Annotated in this window: 14 protein-coding genes; 5 read left to right on the forward strand and 9 right to left on the reverse strand. The window is 59.0% G+C overall.

The annotated features are described in order from the left end of the window. Positions 1-18 precede the first annotated feature (18 nt). Genes ACR0AJ_RS03510 through ACR0AJ_RS03530 form a run of 5 tightly spaced genes read right to left on the reverse strand, consistent with a single transcriptional unit; the run spans position 19 to position 6,125 of the window. Complete coding sequence (locus tag ACR0AJ_RS03510; protein ID WP_480740094.1) at positions 19-1,947, reverse strand: acetyl/propionyl/methylcrotonyl-CoA carboxylase subunit alpha; 1,929 nt, start codon at positions 1,945-1,947, stop codon at positions 19-21. 3 nt (positions 1,948-1,950) lie between these two features. After that, positions 1,951-2,376 (reverse strand): ASCH domain-containing protein, encoded by a 426-nt coding sequence (locus ACR0AJ_RS03515; RefSeq protein WP_480740095.1) that lies wholly within the window; start codon positions 2,374-2,376, stop codon positions 1,951-1,953. Beyond that, positions 2,376-3,980, reverse strand: a complete 1,605-nt coding sequence (locus ACR0AJ_RS03520) for a carboxyl transferase domain-containing protein (protein ID WP_480740097.1) — start codon at positions 3,978-3,980, stop codon at positions 2,376-2,378. Before ACR0AJ_RS03520 ends, ACR0AJ_RS03515 begins: the two co-directional genes overlap by 1 nt. Positions 3,981-4,026: 46 nt before the next feature. Next, a complete protein-coding gene (locus ACR0AJ_RS03525) occupies positions 4,027-4,602 on the reverse strand; it encodes a lysozyme inhibitor LprI family protein (protein ID WP_170360184.1) in 576 nt (191 codons plus the stop codon). After that, a complete protein-coding gene (locus ACR0AJ_RS03530; protein WP_480740098.1) occupies positions 4,596-6,125 on the reverse strand; it encodes an AMP-binding protein in 1,530 nt (509 codons plus the stop codon). The genes ACR0AJ_RS03525 and ACR0AJ_RS03530 overlap by 7 nt, the downstream gene beginning before the upstream one ends. A gap of 136 nt (positions 6,126-6,261) precedes the next feature. On the opposite strand from ACR0AJ_RS03530, the gene ACR0AJ_RS03535 reads away from it, so the two are divergent. Beyond that, positions 6,262-6,864 carry an OmpW/AlkL family protein gene (locus ACR0AJ_RS03535; RefSeq protein WP_170348125.1) on the forward strand — a complete coding sequence of 201 codons (603 nt, stop codon included), beginning with the start codon at positions 6,262-6,264 and terminating at the stop codon, positions 6,862-6,864. A gap of 44 nt (positions 6,865-6,908) precedes the next feature. Here ACR0AJ_RS03535 and ACR0AJ_RS03540 read toward each other — a convergent pair whose 3' ends face one another. The 3 genes from ACR0AJ_RS03540 to ACR0AJ_RS03550 all read right to left on the reverse strand — a co-directional run bounded on the left by ACR0AJ_RS03540 (position 6,909) and on the right by ACR0AJ_RS03550 (position 10,135). Beyond that, entirely contained in the window at positions 6,909-8,072 is a 1,164-nt protein-coding gene (locus ACR0AJ_RS03540; RefSeq protein WP_480646157.1) for an isovaleryl-CoA dehydrogenase, read from the reverse strand. A gap of 161 nt (positions 8,073-8,233) precedes the next feature. Beyond that, on the reverse strand, positions 8,234-9,424 hold the full coding sequence (locus tag ACR0AJ_RS03545) for a DegT/DnrJ/EryC1/StrS family aminotransferase (protein WP_480740099.1): 1,191 nt from the start codon (positions 9,422-9,424) through the stop codon (positions 8,234-8,236). Positions 9,425-9,427: 3 nt separating this feature from the next. Continuing rightward, positions 9,428-10,135: an HAD-IA family hydrolase gene (locus ACR0AJ_RS03550; RefSeq protein ID WP_170348119.1), complete on the reverse strand. Its 708-nt coding sequence runs from the start codon at positions 10,133-10,135 to the stop codon at positions 9,428-9,430. Positions 10,136-10,269: 134 nt separating this feature from the next. Between ACR0AJ_RS03550 and glmU the strand changes: the two genes are divergently transcribed. The 3 genes from glmU to ACR0AJ_RS03565 are packed head-to-tail and all read left to right on the forward strand — an operon-like array spanning position 10,270 to position 14,182. Further along, positions 10,270-11,622: a bifunctional UDP-N-acetylglucosamine diphosphorylase/glucosamine-1-phosphate N-acetyltransferase GlmU gene (glmU, locus tag ACR0AJ_RS03555; protein ID WP_480740101.1), complete on the forward strand. Its 1,353-nt coding sequence runs from the start codon at positions 10,270-10,272 to the stop codon at positions 11,620-11,622. A 3-nt stretch (positions 11,623-11,625) separates the two neighbouring features. Continuing rightward, complete coding sequence (glmS, locus tag ACR0AJ_RS03560; RefSeq protein WP_170360198.1) at positions 11,626-13,446, forward strand: glutamine--fructose-6-phosphate transaminase (isomerizing); 1,821 nt, start codon at positions 11,626-11,628, stop codon at positions 13,444-13,446. A gap of 52 nt (positions 13,447-13,498) precedes the next feature. Beyond that, a complete protein-coding gene (locus ACR0AJ_RS03565) occupies positions 13,499-14,182 on the forward strand; it encodes a DNA alkylation repair protein (RefSeq protein ID WP_480740103.1) in 684 nt (227 codons plus the stop codon). Here ACR0AJ_RS03565 and ACR0AJ_RS03570 read toward each other — a convergent pair. After that, positions 14,170-14,601, reverse strand: a complete 432-nt coding sequence (locus tag ACR0AJ_RS03570) for a hypothetical protein (protein WP_480662323.1) — start codon at positions 14,599-14,601, stop codon at positions 14,170-14,172. The two genes, ACR0AJ_RS03565 and ACR0AJ_RS03570, sit on opposite strands and share 13 nt — an antisense overlap. A 90-nt stretch (positions 14,602-14,691) precedes the next feature. On the opposite strand from ACR0AJ_RS03570, the gene moaA reads away from it, so the two are divergent. After that, entirely contained in the window at positions 14,692-15,699 is a 1,008-nt protein-coding gene (gene moaA, locus ACR0AJ_RS03575; RefSeq protein ID WP_480636035.1) for a GTP 3',8-cyclase MoaA, read from the forward strand. The last annotated feature ends 4 nt before the right edge of the window (positions 15,700-15,703 follow it).

Raw genomic sequence — 15,703 nt, forward strand, 5'->3', positions numbered from 1 at the left:
ATGCGGCGCGCGAACAGGTCACTCTTCTTTTAATCTGATCAGGGCCGCTCCGGCTTCGACCTGCGCGCCGTCCTCAGTCAGCACCTCGGCAATGACACCGTCGCGGGCGGCCAGAAGGGAATGTTCCATTTTCATCGCCTCCAAAATGGCAAGCCTGTCTCCCTCACTTACCTTTTGACCCACGGCGGCAAACACCGCCTTGACCAATCCGGGCATGGGGGCTTCGATCACGTTAGTATCGCCTGCAGCGCTGGCATCGCGGTCCAGCGGATCAACAATGTCAAACGCCTGCCCGTAGGTGTCAAAGACCGTGATCCGCGCGCCCGAAACCGACACCTGCGGCATTGGGCTGCCGTCAATGGACCAGATACCGTTGCTGCGCTCGGCAATGACAGTATCTTCCCCGACCTGCCAAACCTGGCGATTTGAACCTTCAACCTGAACATCAAGATCAAGGGTCTCATCTGCCTTTAGCTGAACTGCACGGTGCAACGGAGCCCACAGGGAAAACCCAGTCTCTTTCTTCGTATCGACCAAGTCCAACGCCATCATCGCAGCCGCCACGCATGTCGCTGCCGAAATCGGAGATACTTCTGTCAGCGCATCAATATCCCGCCCGATCAGCCCGGTATCTACATCACCTGTGGCGAAACCGTCATGCCGGGTCAGCGCGCCCAGAAAGGCGAGGTTGGTCACGGTGCCGGCGACCTCGGTCTGCTGCAGGGCACGATGAAGCTGTTCCAGTGCAACCTCGCGCGTGGGGCCATGGACGATGACTTTAGCGATCATCGGGTCATACCATGGGCTGATCGTATCACCCGCACGCACTCCGCTATCGGCACGGCAGGTCGTAGGGAATTGCAGATGCGTCAGGGTGCCCGTTGCAGGCAGGAAGCCCTTGGGAACGTCCTCGGCATAGAGGCGGGCTTCGAATGCATGGCCGGTGATGGATAGATCGTCCTGACGTTTCGGCAACGCCTCGCCAGCGGCGACCCGCAATTGCCATTCGACCAGATCGACCCCGGTGATCGCTTCGGTCACGGGATGCTCGACCTGCAGGCGCGTGTTCATCTCCATGAACCAGAACCTGTCCGGACGCAGTCCGTCCGAAGCATCAACGATGAATTCAACCGTCCCTGCGCCCTTGTACCCGATCGCCTCGGCGGCCCGCACGCCCGCCTGCCCCATCGCCTCGCGCATCTCCTCGGTCATACCCGGGGCCGGAGCCTCCTCGATCACCTTCTGGTGTCGGCGTTGAAGCGAGCAGTCTCGTTCAAACAGATGCACCGCATGGGTGCCGTCGCCAAACACCTGCACTTCGATATGGCGGGGTTTGGCGACAAATTTCTCGACCAGAACGGCGTCATTGCCAAAGGCTGTTTTGGCCTCGCCCCGTGCGCTGTCCAATGCTGAGGCGAAATCCTCGGGACGTTCGACCAGCCGCATGCCCTTGCCGCCGCCACCTGCCACGGCCTTGATCAACACGGGATAGCCGATGGTTTCAGCAGCGCCCGCCAGATATTCGGGGTCCTGATTGTCACCATGATATCCCGGCACAACCGGCACGCCTGCCTGCTCCATAAGAACCTTGGCCGCATCCTTGAGACCCATCTTGCGGATCGCATCCGCCGAAGGGCCGATAAACGTCAAACCAGCCGCATCGACCGCATCCACGAATTCGGGGTTTTCCGAGAGAAAGCCGTACCCCGGATGGATCGCCTGAGCTCCGGTATCCAGCGCAGCCTGAATGATCACGTCGCCCTTCAGGTAGCTTTCAGCGGGAGCCGCGCCGCCGATACGGACAGCCTCATCGGCCATCTGCACATGTTTTGCCGAGGCATCCGCGTTTGAATAGACCGCAACACAGAAGACGCCCATTTTCTGAGCCGTTTCCATGACGCGACATGCGATCTCGCCCCGGTTGGCAATCAGGATTTTATTGAACATGTCTTACCCCTCAACAGCCAGATCTTCGACAAGACGGAAACGTTCGCACAATAACTCCATCTCGGGATCGAAACCGCCATTGCGCTCGAAGTAACGACGATGATCCTCGCGCCATCCTTCAAGCGTTTCATTCTCACCCTCGGCCAAAGCAAAGTCCTCAGCCACATCGCAAAAACGACAGATCGTGACATCGACCGTTTCGATCACCAAAGCCGGGGTGTCATCCCATTCCAGAGCGATATCGCGTCGCCCGACAACTGGTGTCTCAGGGCTTCCGCCCGGATAGTCGCGCAGCGCCCCACAAGTTGCTTTTTTTTGGCCTGAGCGCACCAATGCCAGCAATTCAGCACTCAAGGCAGCGCTATCGCCGAACTTAAAAGTCTGTGCGTCCGGGTAGCGGGTCATTACTTCTTTCAGGTCCATGCGCATCACATCCTGAACACGCCGAAACGTGTCTCTTCAATCGGGGCATTCAGCGCGGCTCTCAGCGACAGCGCCAGCACATCGCGGCTTTTGCGTGGGTCAATGATGCCATCATCCCACAACCGAGCAGAGGCATAGAGCGGATGCGACTGTTCCTCGAACATCTCCAGTGTGGGGCGTTTGAACTCGGCCTCCTCCTCGGCAGACCAGGTGCCGCCCTGCCGTTCGATCCCGTCGCGTTTGACGGTGGCCAGAACACCCGCCGCCTGTTCGCCTCCCATCACGGAAATCCGCGAGTTCGGCCATGTCCATAGGAAGCGCGGCTGATAGGCCCGTCCCGCCATGCCGTAATTCCCGGCCCCAAAAGAACCGCCGACCAGCATCGTGACCTTCGGCACGTTCGTCGTGGCAACTGCTGTCACCATCTTGGCCCCATGCCGTGCGATGCCTTCGTTTTCGTATTTCCGACCAACCATGAACCCGGTGATATTCTGCAGAAACACCAGAGGGATTTTCCGCTGCGAACACAGCTCGACAAAATGCGCGCCCTTCTGCGCAGCTTCGGAAAACAGCACGCCGTTGTTGGCAATGATCCCGACAGGGCAGCCTTTGACATGGGCAAAGCCAGTCACCAGCGTCTCGCCAAAGCGCGGTTTGAACTCATCGAAACGCGAGCCGTCGACCAACCGCGCGATCACCTCGCGGATGTCATACGGCGTGCGCAGATCGGCGGGCACTACACCCAGAATTTCCTCGGGGTCATAGGCCGGGTCCTCGGGGGTGGCCCAGTCCACTGTCTGCGGCTTGCGCAGGTTCAGCGATCCGACCGCGCGGCGCGCCAAGGCCAGCGCGTGGGCGTCATCCTCGGCCAGATAGTCGGCTACACCAGACAAGCGAGTATGAACGTCGCCGCCACCCAAATCTTCGGCGCTGACGATCTCTCCGGTCGCGGCCTTGACCAGAGGCGGCCCGGCCAGAAAGATCGTGCCTTGGTCACGCACAATGATCGTCACATCCGACATCGCAGGCACATAGGCCCCACCCGCCGTACACGAGCCCATTACCACGGCGATCTGTGCAATCCCTTTGGCGCTCATCCTTGCCTGATTGTAGAAGATGCGGCCAAAGTGGTCGCGGTCGGGGAAGACCTCATCCTGATTGGGCAGGTTCGCGCCGCCGCTATCGACCAGATATATGCAGGGGAGGTTGTTTTCCTCAGCAATCTCCTGCGCCCGCAGATGTTTCTTGACCGACATCGGGTAATAAGTGCCGCCTTTCACAGTGGCATCGTTGCACACCACCATAACCTCACGCCCCTGCACGCGGCCAATACCCGCGACGACCCCGGCAGCAGGCGCGGCATCGCCATACATCCCATGCGCTGCCGTCGCGCCGATCTCAAGAAACGGAGACCCCGGGTCCAGCAAGTTCGCCACCCGACGACGTGGCAGCATCTTTCCCCGGGATTCATGCCGCGCGCGGGATTTCTCACCACCGCCCATGCGGGCTGCTTCGGCGGCGGCAGTGATTTGTGCCAGCGCATCGAGATGAGCGGTGCGATTTGTCTTGAAGCCCTCAGAGGCGGGCATGGCTTTGGATGTGAGTTTCATTCTTTGCTTTCCTGGTCCATCAGAAAACCCGCCGAAATAAGAAGCATCATCTTTCCTCCAACAACGTCTTTAACCAAACCACTCTTTGGCTCGTTCGCTCCAAGCGACACCCGGCCCCAAGGAGTTTCGCACCTGTTCCCCCTCTCCACTGAAGATACTCCACCAAGCAGTCAGCCTCCCGCATTTCTTCCCAACGTTCTTGTGCTTCGGTTAAACTCGGCACTCTAAAAGGTAGAGAGGAAGCTTTCTCAGCGTCTCCTTTATCAAGCATGCTGTAATGAACCAGCAGGTCTGCGGCACTCTCGTCCACCAGCGTGTCCCAGACCGCTGTTTCAGCTTCGACGCAAAAGTAAATTCCCAGAGTGCTTTGCCCCCAAGAAATATCTTCATTCATGCAATCGCCCGAAAAAGCACCAATACAGTCGGAAAGGTCTGTTGGTGCTCCAGCACTTTCGACACACCCACGGACTTGAGCATCCATGTAGGCTTGGTCCACGGTAGTTTGTCCGTGCTCATCTTGAACTTGATAGTTCTGTGCCCAAAGGTCTTGGGGCAGCACAAAGGTGAGAACTGAAACAGTGCCTAGAGTAAGCAAATCAAAGCTGTGCAACTTATTCAGCATTGTTTGTCCTCCGCCGCCGCTCGCACTTTCAATTCCTTCCGGACCACCTTCCCCGTCACCGTCATCGGCAACTCCTCCAGAAATGCGACCTCACGCGGATAGGAATACTGAGCCAGACGCGCCTTGACCCAGTCCTGCAACTCCGACCCCGAAGCCTCGGCCCCCGGTTTCAGCACCACATAGGCCTTCACGATCTCGGTCCGTAGTGGGTCGGGCTTGCCGACCACGCCCACGGTCGCCACCGCCGGGTGGGTTAGCAGGCAATCCTCGATCTCGGCCGGGCCGATGCGGTATCCGGCTGAGGTAATCACGTCATCATCGCGACCGACAAAGCGTAGATACTCGCCCTCCCACACGCCGCGATCTCCGGTGATCAGCCAGTCGCCGCGAAACTTCTCAGCCGTCGCCTCTGGCCGATTCCAATATTCCAGCAACATCGAGGCCGAACCGCGCCGAATGGCCACGTCACCCTCCTCGCTGATCGGATTGCCGTCCTCATCGATCACAGCAACCTCGTGCCCTGGCACTGGCTTACCAATGCAGCCGGGTTGTACCGGGAAATCCTCGGCGCAGGAGGAGACGACCATGTTGCATTCCGTCTGGCCGTAGAATTCGTTGATCGTCAGGCCAAACGCCTGTTGCCCCCAGGCCAGCATCTCGGCCCCCAGCGGCTCACCGCCCGAAGCGACCGAGCGCAGACCGGGGATTGCCTGATCCGCCGCCTTCAGCATGCGAAGTGCGGTCGGAGGGAAGAACACGTTCCGCACACCGCCGCGGGCGATCACGTCGGCACAGGCTTCCGGCGTAAACTTTTCCAACCGCGCCGCGACCACAGGAATACCCAGCGCAAGCCCGGGCATCAATACGTCGAACAGACCTCCGATCCAGGCCCAATCCGCAGGTGTCCATAGGCAATCACCTTCGCGCAGGTGATTGTGGCTGATCGAGACACCCGGCAGGTGGCCGGTCAGAACCAGGTGCCCATGCAGTGCGCCCTTGGGGCTGCCCGTGGTGCCCGAGGTATAGATCAGCACCGCCGGGTCCTCGGGGCCTGTATCTGAGCAGGGGAACGGATCATCCGATGGTGCAATATGTTCGACCAGAACCGGGTGGGCCAGATCGCCCAGCACCGCGGCTCCTTCGGCATCGGTCAGCACCAGACGCGCACCCGCATCCCCCACGCGCGAGGCCAACGCATCCCGTTTGAACAGCTTGAACAGCGGCACCGAAATCGCCCCAAGCTTCCAGATTGCCAGATGCGCCGCCGCACACCAGGGCGACTGGCTCAGCAACACACCCACGCGGTCGCCGGGCTGCACCTGCTGATGCAGTTCACGTGCAATCCCGTTCGTCATGCGCGTGAGTTGACCAAAGGTAACGGCTTCGCGGTACCCGTCTGTCAGATCAACGATGGCCACATTGTCACGAGGATGCGCCAGGCATTGTCGCGCCATATTGAGTTGATCCGGAATATCCCAGACGCCCGACTTCCGCATACCGGGTATGCACCTATCGGGATGCATGCGCGAAACCCCTTGTTTTTCTTACCCTTGGCGGGTGCGGGCGCCCCCCTGCTTTCACAGGAACTTGATGCAGATCAGAGTTCGCAACGGTCCGGTCCTGCACAAGCGACTCATCAACAAATTCAAAGGCCATAAAATGACCAAAACACTCGCCGCTTTGACGCTCTCGACTGCGCTTGTCGCACTTGCCGCCCCTGCAATGGCCCAGAACCAAGGTGACTGGACCGTGGGTGTCGGTGTTGGTTATCTGGACCCGAAATCCGACAACGGAACCCTGGCTGGTCTCGATACCGACATTGACGCAGACACCAGCGCGATCTTCACAGTAGAGTATTTTGTCCAGGACAATCTTGGCATCGAACTGCTGGCCGCGACCCCGTTCAGCCACAGCATCGCGCTGGGGGGCACCGATCTGGCCAGCACCAAACACCTGCCGCCCACCCTGTCGCTGAACTATCACTTCGCGACCAACAGCGCCTGGAAGCCCTATGTTGGCGCCGGTCTGAACTACACCATCTTCTTTGACGAAAAATCCGCGCTTGGGGATCTGGACATCGACAACTCCTTCGGTGTGTCGCTGCAAGCCGGTTTGGACTACATGGTCACCGAAAAAGGAGCCGTGCGTCTGAACGTGCGCTGGTTCGACATCGACTCGGACGTAAAACTGAACGGCACCGATATCGGCACTGCAGAAATCGATCCCTGGCTGGTCGGCGTATCCTACGTCCATCGCTTCTGATCCTTGTCTTTAACGCCCCGCCACCCTTTGGCGGGGCGTTTTTCTCAGCACATTTCGCTCATCAACTCGCGCCCGATCAGCATTCGGCGAATTTCGCTGGTGCCCGCGCCGATCTCCATCAGCTTGGCGTCTCGGAATATCCGGCTGACCGCTGAATCCGACAGGAACCCGGCCCCGCCCATCGCCTGCACAGCCTGATGCGCCTGCGTCATCGCCTGTTCCGAGGCGTAAAGGCAGCACGCCGCTGCATCCTGACGGGTCACGTCACCCCGGTCACAAGCCTTGGCAACTTCATAGACATAAGCCCGCGCGGAATTCATCGCGGTATACATGTCGGCAATCTTGCCCTGCATTAGTTGGAAGCTACCGATCGGTTTGCCGAACTGCTTACGCTCGGCCAGATAGGGCATGATCTCGTCCAGACAGGCAGCCATGATGCCGGTGCCGATCCCAGCCAGCACGACGCGTTCATAATCCAGACCTGACATCAGAACCGCAACGCCCTTGCCCTCTTCGCCCAGAACGTTCTCGAACGGCACTTCGACATCTTCAAAGATCAGTTCGGCTGTGTTCGACCCCCGCATCCCCAGCTTGTCGAAATGCGTAGAGGTCGAGAATCCCCTCATCTCTTTCTCGATCAAAAAGGCCGTGATCCCTTTTGAACCCGCCTCGGGGTCAGTCTTGGCATACACGACTAGCGTGTCCGCGTCCGGCCCATTGGTGATCCAATATTTGTTGCCGTTAAGACGGTAGTGATCGTTACGCTTTTCCGCGCGCAGCTTCATCGACACAACGTCTGATCCGGCCGAGGCTTCGGACATTGCAAGCGCGCCAACATGGTCACCCGAGATCAGGCGCGGCAGGTATTTCGCCTTCTGCTCGTCATTGCCGTTCAGCTTGATCTGATTGACGCACAGGTTCGAATGCGCCCCGTAAGACAGCGAGACCGAAGCCGAGGCCCGCGCCACCTCCTCCACCGCTACGGTGTGGGCCAGATAGGACATCCCCGCCCCGCCATACTCTTCGGGCACGGTGATGCCCAACAGCCCGAGGTCGCCCATCTCTTTCCACAGTTCATTGGGAAAGGCGTTCGATTGATCGACCTCGGCCGCCATCGGTTTGACCCGATCCTGCGCCCAGCGATGCACCATCTCGCGCAGAGCGTTCACATCCTCACCCAGATCAAATTGCATTGTGGCCGTGAACATGTTGCGACCTCCTCATCGAATTAATGAACACTTGTTCAATAATTAGGTAACAGCGAATCCTCCACGGGTCAATGAGAAGGCTAGCACTAAAGAAAATGCCACCCCGAACAGGGTGGCATTTTTCAAGATTAAAGCGTGCGCCAAAGGCGCACTCAATTGGATCACGATTGAAACACAGCCCCAACTTCGGCCCGGATGATGCGCGCGATCAGGCGGCAGTCGTCCAGCGAAAAAGTCAACGGCACGCGCATATCCATCACCCCGGCAAGGATACGATCACTTGCGGGCAAAGGCGTGCTTTCGGCATAGCGCCAACTGTCATAGCGCGAGGTGAATCCCGTCGGCTCCGCCCCACCAAACCACTTAATCTCAACCCCCCGTGCACCGCAACGACGGATTACCTCGGCAATGCGTTCGGGCGTCCAGTCGAGCAGCAAGAACTGGATCGACGAACCGACATAGGTCTCTTGCTCGGGACGCTCGACGATGGTCAGGCCGGGGGTGTCCCGCAGGCCGGTCGCGATCTCGTCATAGCGTTCGTTCCAGCGCTGCACCTGCCGGTCAAGATCACGCAGTTGCGGGCGCAGGATCGCAGCGCGCAGATTGTCCATGCGGCCGGACACATTGGGCGTGGTGTATTTGATCTTTTCAAACACCTCGGGCCCCGGTGCGGCAAGGTGGCGTTCATACAGCATGTACGAACCCGACAGCATCGTGGCCTTGGCCGCAAGCACTTCGTCATCGGTGATCAGCAGACCGCCTTCACCGGAATTGACGTGTTTGTACGTCTGGCAGGAATAGCACCCAATCGCCCCCTGACGCCCCGACAATTGCCCGCGCCATGCGGCACCCATTGTGTGGGCGCAGTCCTCGATCACCGCAACGCCCGCCGTATCACACATCTGCATTAGCCGGTCCATATCGCACAGATGTCCGCGCATGTGGCTGAGCATCAGCACCCGCGCCTGATCCAGCTTGGCCTCAAGATCATCCAGATCAATCGTCAGATTCTCAGTCACGCCCACAAAAACCGGCCTTGCCCCGACCGAGGCAATCGACCCCGGCACCGGCGCAAGCGTGAAGGCGTTGGTCAAAACCGGATCACCCGGCTGCACCCCCACGGCCCGCAATGCGGTGGCCAGTGCATAACCCCCAGAAGACACAGCCAGACAGTATTTCGCCCCCATTTGCGCCGCGAACTCCTGCTCCAGCAGCGCGGTTTCGCCCAACTCTCCGGGGACGACGTTATAGCGATGCAGACGCCCATGGCGCAGAACGGCGATGGCGGCGTCAATCGCCTCTTCTGGAATAGGTTCCTGCTGGGTGAAGCTGCCAGTGAATATTTCGGTCATGGGCTAGTTCTGATCCTGCAAAGGGTTGGGGTCAAGAATTTGTGCCGCCGCACCAATCAGTCCGGTGACCAGCTCTGGCAGATCATCAAAGTGATGCAGCAGTGCTTCGGGTTCCAATGCGGCCATATCTTCCCCGGACGGGCCAAACGTCACCAGCACCGAGGGCACGCCCGCTGCCCGCGCCGTATTTCGGTCGGTGTCGGAATCGCCGATCAGCACACACAAATCGGGGTGTCCCCCGGCCCGGCGCGCGGCTTCGCGCAGTGGTTCGGGGTCCGGTTTGCGCACGGGCAACGTATCTGCGCCCACCAAAGACGCAAACTGATCCCGAACGCCCATCTGGGTCAGCAGCTGATGGGCCAGAGCCTCGGGTTTATTGGTGCAGATACCTACGCCATAACCTTGGGATTTCAGCATTTCGACAGCCTCAAGCGCACCGGGATAGAACCGAGTGTGGGTGTCGATGTCCTTCGCGTAAGCCTCAAGCAGGGTGGGATAATAGGACAGAACAGTATCCTCATCATAAGCACCGACCCGCTTCAGCCCATGGGTCAGCATCATCCGTCCACCCCGCAAGGCAACGGCTGCGTCATCATCGTGAACCAAGACATCCCCATGCCCCATCTGGCGAAAACAGTGGTTGGCCGCCGCGAGCAAATCGCCCGACGTATCGGCCAAAGTTCCGTCCAGATCGAAGATTACTGTGCGCATTGTGCCTCCTGCCTCGGCGGTTTATTGCCGTCTCGTGTTGCAAACGGCAATCTTGTTTGATCCGTGAACCGCTTGCGCCTTTGCCCTCAGCGGATAAAACGGAGCGCAACAAAACACAAAGAGAAATCGATTTCATGAGCACTGCCCTTGTCATCCTTGCCGCTGGAAAAGGCACCAGGATGCATTCGGATATTCCCAAAGTTCTTCATCCCATCGCGCAGGTCCCGATGCTGGTGCACGCCATGCGCGCCGGGGCCATATTGTCGCCCGAGCGGACCGTTATCGTCACCGGGCACGGGGCTGAAGCCGTAGCCAAAGTTGCAACTGCCGAGGATGAAGCGGCGCAAATCGCTGTTCAGGACGAGCAGTTGGGCACTGCCCATGCCGTCGCGCAGGCACGCAAGGCTTTGGACGGATTCACCGGCGACGTCGTGGTTTTGTATGGCGACACGCCGTTTCTGCAGCCCGATACGCTGGAACGCATGATCGCGGCGCGGGCAGAAAACGATCTTGTCATTCTGGGGTTTGAGGCCGGCGATCCTGCGCGTTATGGTCGCCTGGTGATGAACGGTGACAGTCTTGAGCGGATCGTCGAATTCAAAGACGCATCGGATGAAGAGCGCGCGATAACCTTCTGCAACTCTGGTCTTTTGGCCTGTGATGCGCAGGCGTTGTTTTCCCTGATCGACACGGTAAGAAATGACAACGCGGCAGGTGAGTATTATTTGACGGACGTCGTGGAAATCGCGCGCGCGCGCGGTCTGAAAGTCACCGCAGTCGCCTGTGACGAAGCACAGACATTAGGTGTGAACTCCCGCACCGATTTGGCTGCGGCAGATGCTGTGTTTCAGGCCAGTGCCCGTGCCGAGCTGTTGGATCTTGGCGTCACCCTGATGGCACCCGATACTGTTTATCTGGCCGCTGACACCGTCATCGGGCGCGACACTGTGATTGAACCCAACGTGGTTTTTGGCCCCGGCGTCACAGTCGAAAGTGGTGCTACAATCCGGTCGTTTTCGCATTTGGAGGGCTGCCACGTCAGCCGCGGTTCTATTGTTGGGCCCTATGCCCGCCTGCGCCCAGGTGCCGAGTTGGCCGAAAACGCCCGCATCGGCAATTTTGTCGAGATAAAGAACGCCGAGATCGCCGAAGGGGCCAAGGTTAACCACCTCAGCTATATCGGTGACGCGTCGGTAGGTGCGGCGTCGAATATCGGCGCTGGAACAATCACCTGCAACTATGACGGTGTGATGAAGCATCGCACGACAATTGGTGAGAATGTTTTTGTCGGCTCAAACACAATGCTGGTGGCCCCGGTGACGGTGGGCGACGGGGCGATGACCGCGACAGGAACGGTTGTAACGCGAGACGTCGAGCCCGACGCGCTGGCCGTGGCCCGCGCCAAGCAGGACAACAAGCCGGGTTATGCACGTAAGTTGTTTGATATGTTGAAGGCGAAGAAGGCTCGCCGCGACAAAGGAGCCTGATCTATGTGTGGAATTGTAGGTGTACTGGGGCAACACGAAGCCGCCCCTATTTTGGTTGAGGCGCTGAAACGGCTGGAATATCGCGGCTATGACAGCGCCGGCATTGCGACGGTCAATGACGGTGAACTTGGGCGGCGTCGGGCTGTGGGCAAGTTGGTCAACCTCAGCGATTTGCTGGTGCACAATCCTCTGCGCGGAAAATCGGGCATCGGGCATACCCGTTGGGCCACACATGGCGCACCATCAGTCACCAACGCGCACCCGCACAAGGCAGGCCCCGTGGCCGTGGTGCATAACGGCATCGTGGAAAACTATCGCGATTTGCGGGCTGAGTTAGCCGAACATGGCGTCGATTTCGTCACCGAGACCGATACCGAAACCGTGGCCCTGATGGCCGAGCATTATCTGAACAATGGACTATCGCCCGTTGATGCGGCGTTCAAAACCATCGACCGGCTTCAAGGGGCGTTTGCGCTTGCATTTCTGTTTGACGGGCAAGACGACCTGATCGTCGCGGCGCGTAAGGGGTCACCTTTGGCCATTGGGCATGGGGAAGGCGAAATGTATGTGGGTTCGGATGCCATTGCGCTGGCGCCGCTGACGGATCGTATCACCTATCTTGAAGAAGGCGACCGGGCGGTCCTGACCCGCACTTCGCTTGAAATCCGCAATGAAGCCGGAGAACTGGCCAACCGCGAGACCCGCCAGATCAAACTGGATCAAACACGGGCCGACAAGGCGGGTCACAAGCATTTCATGGCAAAGGAAATCGCCGAGCAACCCGTGGTGGTGGCCGAGGCAATCCAATCCTACCTGCCCACTGGTGGCAACGAGATCACCCTGCCCTGTGAGCTGGATTTCAGCAAGCTGGACCGCCTGACCATGGTCGCCTGCGGAACTGCCTTTTATGCCTGTCTGACAGCAAAGTACTGGTTCGAACAGTTGGCCAGAATGCCCGTCGAGGTCGATATCGCCAGCGAGTTTCGCTATCGCGAACCTCCGATCCCCGATCGCACGGCGGCCTTGTTTGTCAGCCAGTCGGGTGAGACCGCCGACACGCTGGCCGCGCTGCGCTATTGCGAGGGCAAGGCCGATAAGATCGTTTCGGTGATCAATGTCCCCGAAAGCTCGATCGCGCGCGAAAGCGACATCGCCCTGCCGATCCATGCTGGGGTTGAGATCGGTGTGGCCTCGACCAAAGCTTTCACTTGTCAGCTAAGCGTATTGCTGATGCTGGCGCTCAAGGCGGCTGCGGATCGGGGCACCCTAAGCGATGAGGAACTGGCTGATCATGCCGCCGCATTGCGTGGGTTGCCGACCGCACTAAATGCCGCGCTGGATCAGAACCAGTCCATCAAGGCCTCGGCCCAGCGCTTGTCCGAGGCGCGCGATGTGCTGTTCCTGGGCCGCGGCCTGATGTATCCACTGGCTATGGAAGGTGCGCTGAAACTAAAAGAAATCAGCTATATACACGCCGAAGGTTATGCATCTGGCGAGCTTAAGCACGGCCCCATCGCCTTGATCGACAAGCACATGCCGGTGGTGGTCATGGCCCCACGCGATGCGGTGTTCGACAAGACCGTGTCGAACATGCAAGAGGTCATGGCGCGCAAAGGCAAGGTCATACTGGTCTCGGATGATGACGGCGTGACCGAGGCCGAGGATGGGGTGTGGAGCACTATTCGCATGCCCCATATCCATCCCAGCCTTGCCCCGATCCTGTATTCGGTTCCAGCGCAGCTGCTGGCCTATCATACGGCTGTCGCCAAAGGTACCGATGTGGACCAGCCCCGCAATCTGGCGAAATCCGTCACCGTCGAATAAGCCAAGATCGGGCCGCGCACACGGCCCCGTTTCACCAACAGGGCGGCAAACATTGAATACCTATCTGGACCAGATCAAAGCTCATGCCGACCCCGTACGCGCGAGCCAAATGGCGGCCTATCACAAGGTCGACCGCCCCTATCTGGGTGTCGCGAACCCCGTTCTGAACGACCTGACGAAAGAATGGCGTCAAGACCTGGATGTATCTGAGCGCGTGGAGTTGGCGGATGCCTTGTGGCAGACCAATATACACGAGGGCCGTCTGGCCGCAGCCAAACTGCTGACCCAGGCCCGCATTCGGCCTGATGGGGCGGTCTGGGATTTACTGCACAGCTGGTTGCCCGATTTCGACGCCTGGGCTGCGGCCGATCACGCCTGCATGGCGATGCAAAAACGTCTGTCAGCCGACCCAACCCGGTTGGATCAGGTGGAAATCTGGACGACTTCCGATCATATGTGGACACGGCGCGCAGCGCTGGTGGCCACCCTTCCCTGGACCAAGCAGAATCACCCCAAACCCGACGATCTGGCACGGCGCGACCGCATCCTTGGTTGGGCGGCAAGCTATGTGCCGGACCGGGACTGGTTCATTCAGAAAGCCATTGCTTGGTGGCTGCGTGACCTGTCCAAACACGACGCGGAACGCGTCATCGCTTTTCTGAAAACCCATGGTGACGCGATGAAGCCTTTCGCCCGCCGCGAAGCCGGAAAATACCTGAAAGATCAGTTGGAATAGACCTCAAGTTCAACCAATTCGTCGAATGGCAACAACAAGGCCCGCATCGCATCCAGAGACAACCGACTGCCGCCGCTTTCGGGCCCTGGCGCTGGAACCAGCGTAATATAAGCCTGCGAGCCGGTTCTGGGAACGACCACGCGACCGGTGAATTCGACGTCGACCAGCGGAGTTTCCAACCAACGACCCGGCGTGGTCGGATCGCCCAATCCGGCTATGGTCGTCTTTGCGCCCACCCAGCCGGCAGCAGTGGCCGCAACGGGTTCTGGTTCAACTGCTTCCTCTGCCACAACCTCTTCGACCACGGCGTCTTCAGGTTCAGAAGGCGTCTTTTTGCCCCCAAAGACCCGATCTGTCGTGGACCGTACGGTGTCGCATCCGGCCACCAGAATACACAAAGCGAATAGCATATATCTCATGCCATCAACCTATCGCCCTGTGCGCATCTGTACCAGCGCAAAGGAAACTTCGCCCTTGTCGCAGGCAGGTCGCGGCTTTACCTATGTCGAATGACTGCTCCGCTTATCGACCCATTCGCACGTGCGATCACCTATCTCCGCGTCTCTGTTACAGACCGCTGCGATTTCCGCTGTGTTTACTGCATGTCCGAAGACATGAAGTTTCTGCCAAAGAAAGACCTGCTGACGCTGGAAGAGCTGGACCGCATGTGCTCGACCTTCGTGAAGTTGGGGGTTGAAAAGCTGCGCATTACCGGTGGTGAGCCGCTTGTGCGCAGAAATATCATGACGTTTTTCAACAGCATGACCCGCCATCTGGACAGCGGCGCGTTGAAAGAGCTGACGCTGACCACCAATGGCTCGCAGCTGCACCGTTTTGCCGATGACCTTTACGCAGCCGGTGTGCGCCGGGTAAATATCTCGCTGGATACGCTGGACGAAGATAAATTCGCGGCGATCACCCGCTGGGGCCGTCTTAAACAAGTGTTGAACGGCATCGACGCGGCGCAGAAAGCCGGGCTGAGGATAAAGATAAACGCGGTGGCCCTGAAGGGCTTCAACGAAGAAGAATTGCCCACGATCACGGAATGGTGTGCGGAACGCGATATGGACCTGACCTGGATCGAAGTCATGCCCATGGGCGATATCGGCAATGAGGATCGTCTGGATCAATATTGGTCGCTCAAGGATGTTCGTAAGGAATACGAGAACCACTATTCCGTGACCGATCTGGCAGAACGCAGCGGCGGGCCGGCGCGTTATGTTCGCCTAGAGGAAACCGGCCAAAAGATCGGCTTCATCACCCCTCTGTCGCATAATTTCTGCGAAAGCTGCAACCGCGTGCGCCTGACCTGCACTGGTGAGCTGTTTATGTGTCTGGGCCAAGAGGACATGGCTGACCTGCGTGGTCCACTACGCGATCACCCCGATACAGAGCAACCGCTCGAAGACGCAATCCGCGCGGCGATCAACCTCAAGCCCAAGGGACATGATTTCGACTATTCCCGCCAGGCGGTCGACGGCAAGATGAGCCGTCACATGAGCCACACAGGCGGCTGACGTG

Source organism: Ruegeria sp. CJ9 (assembly GCF_056536625.1).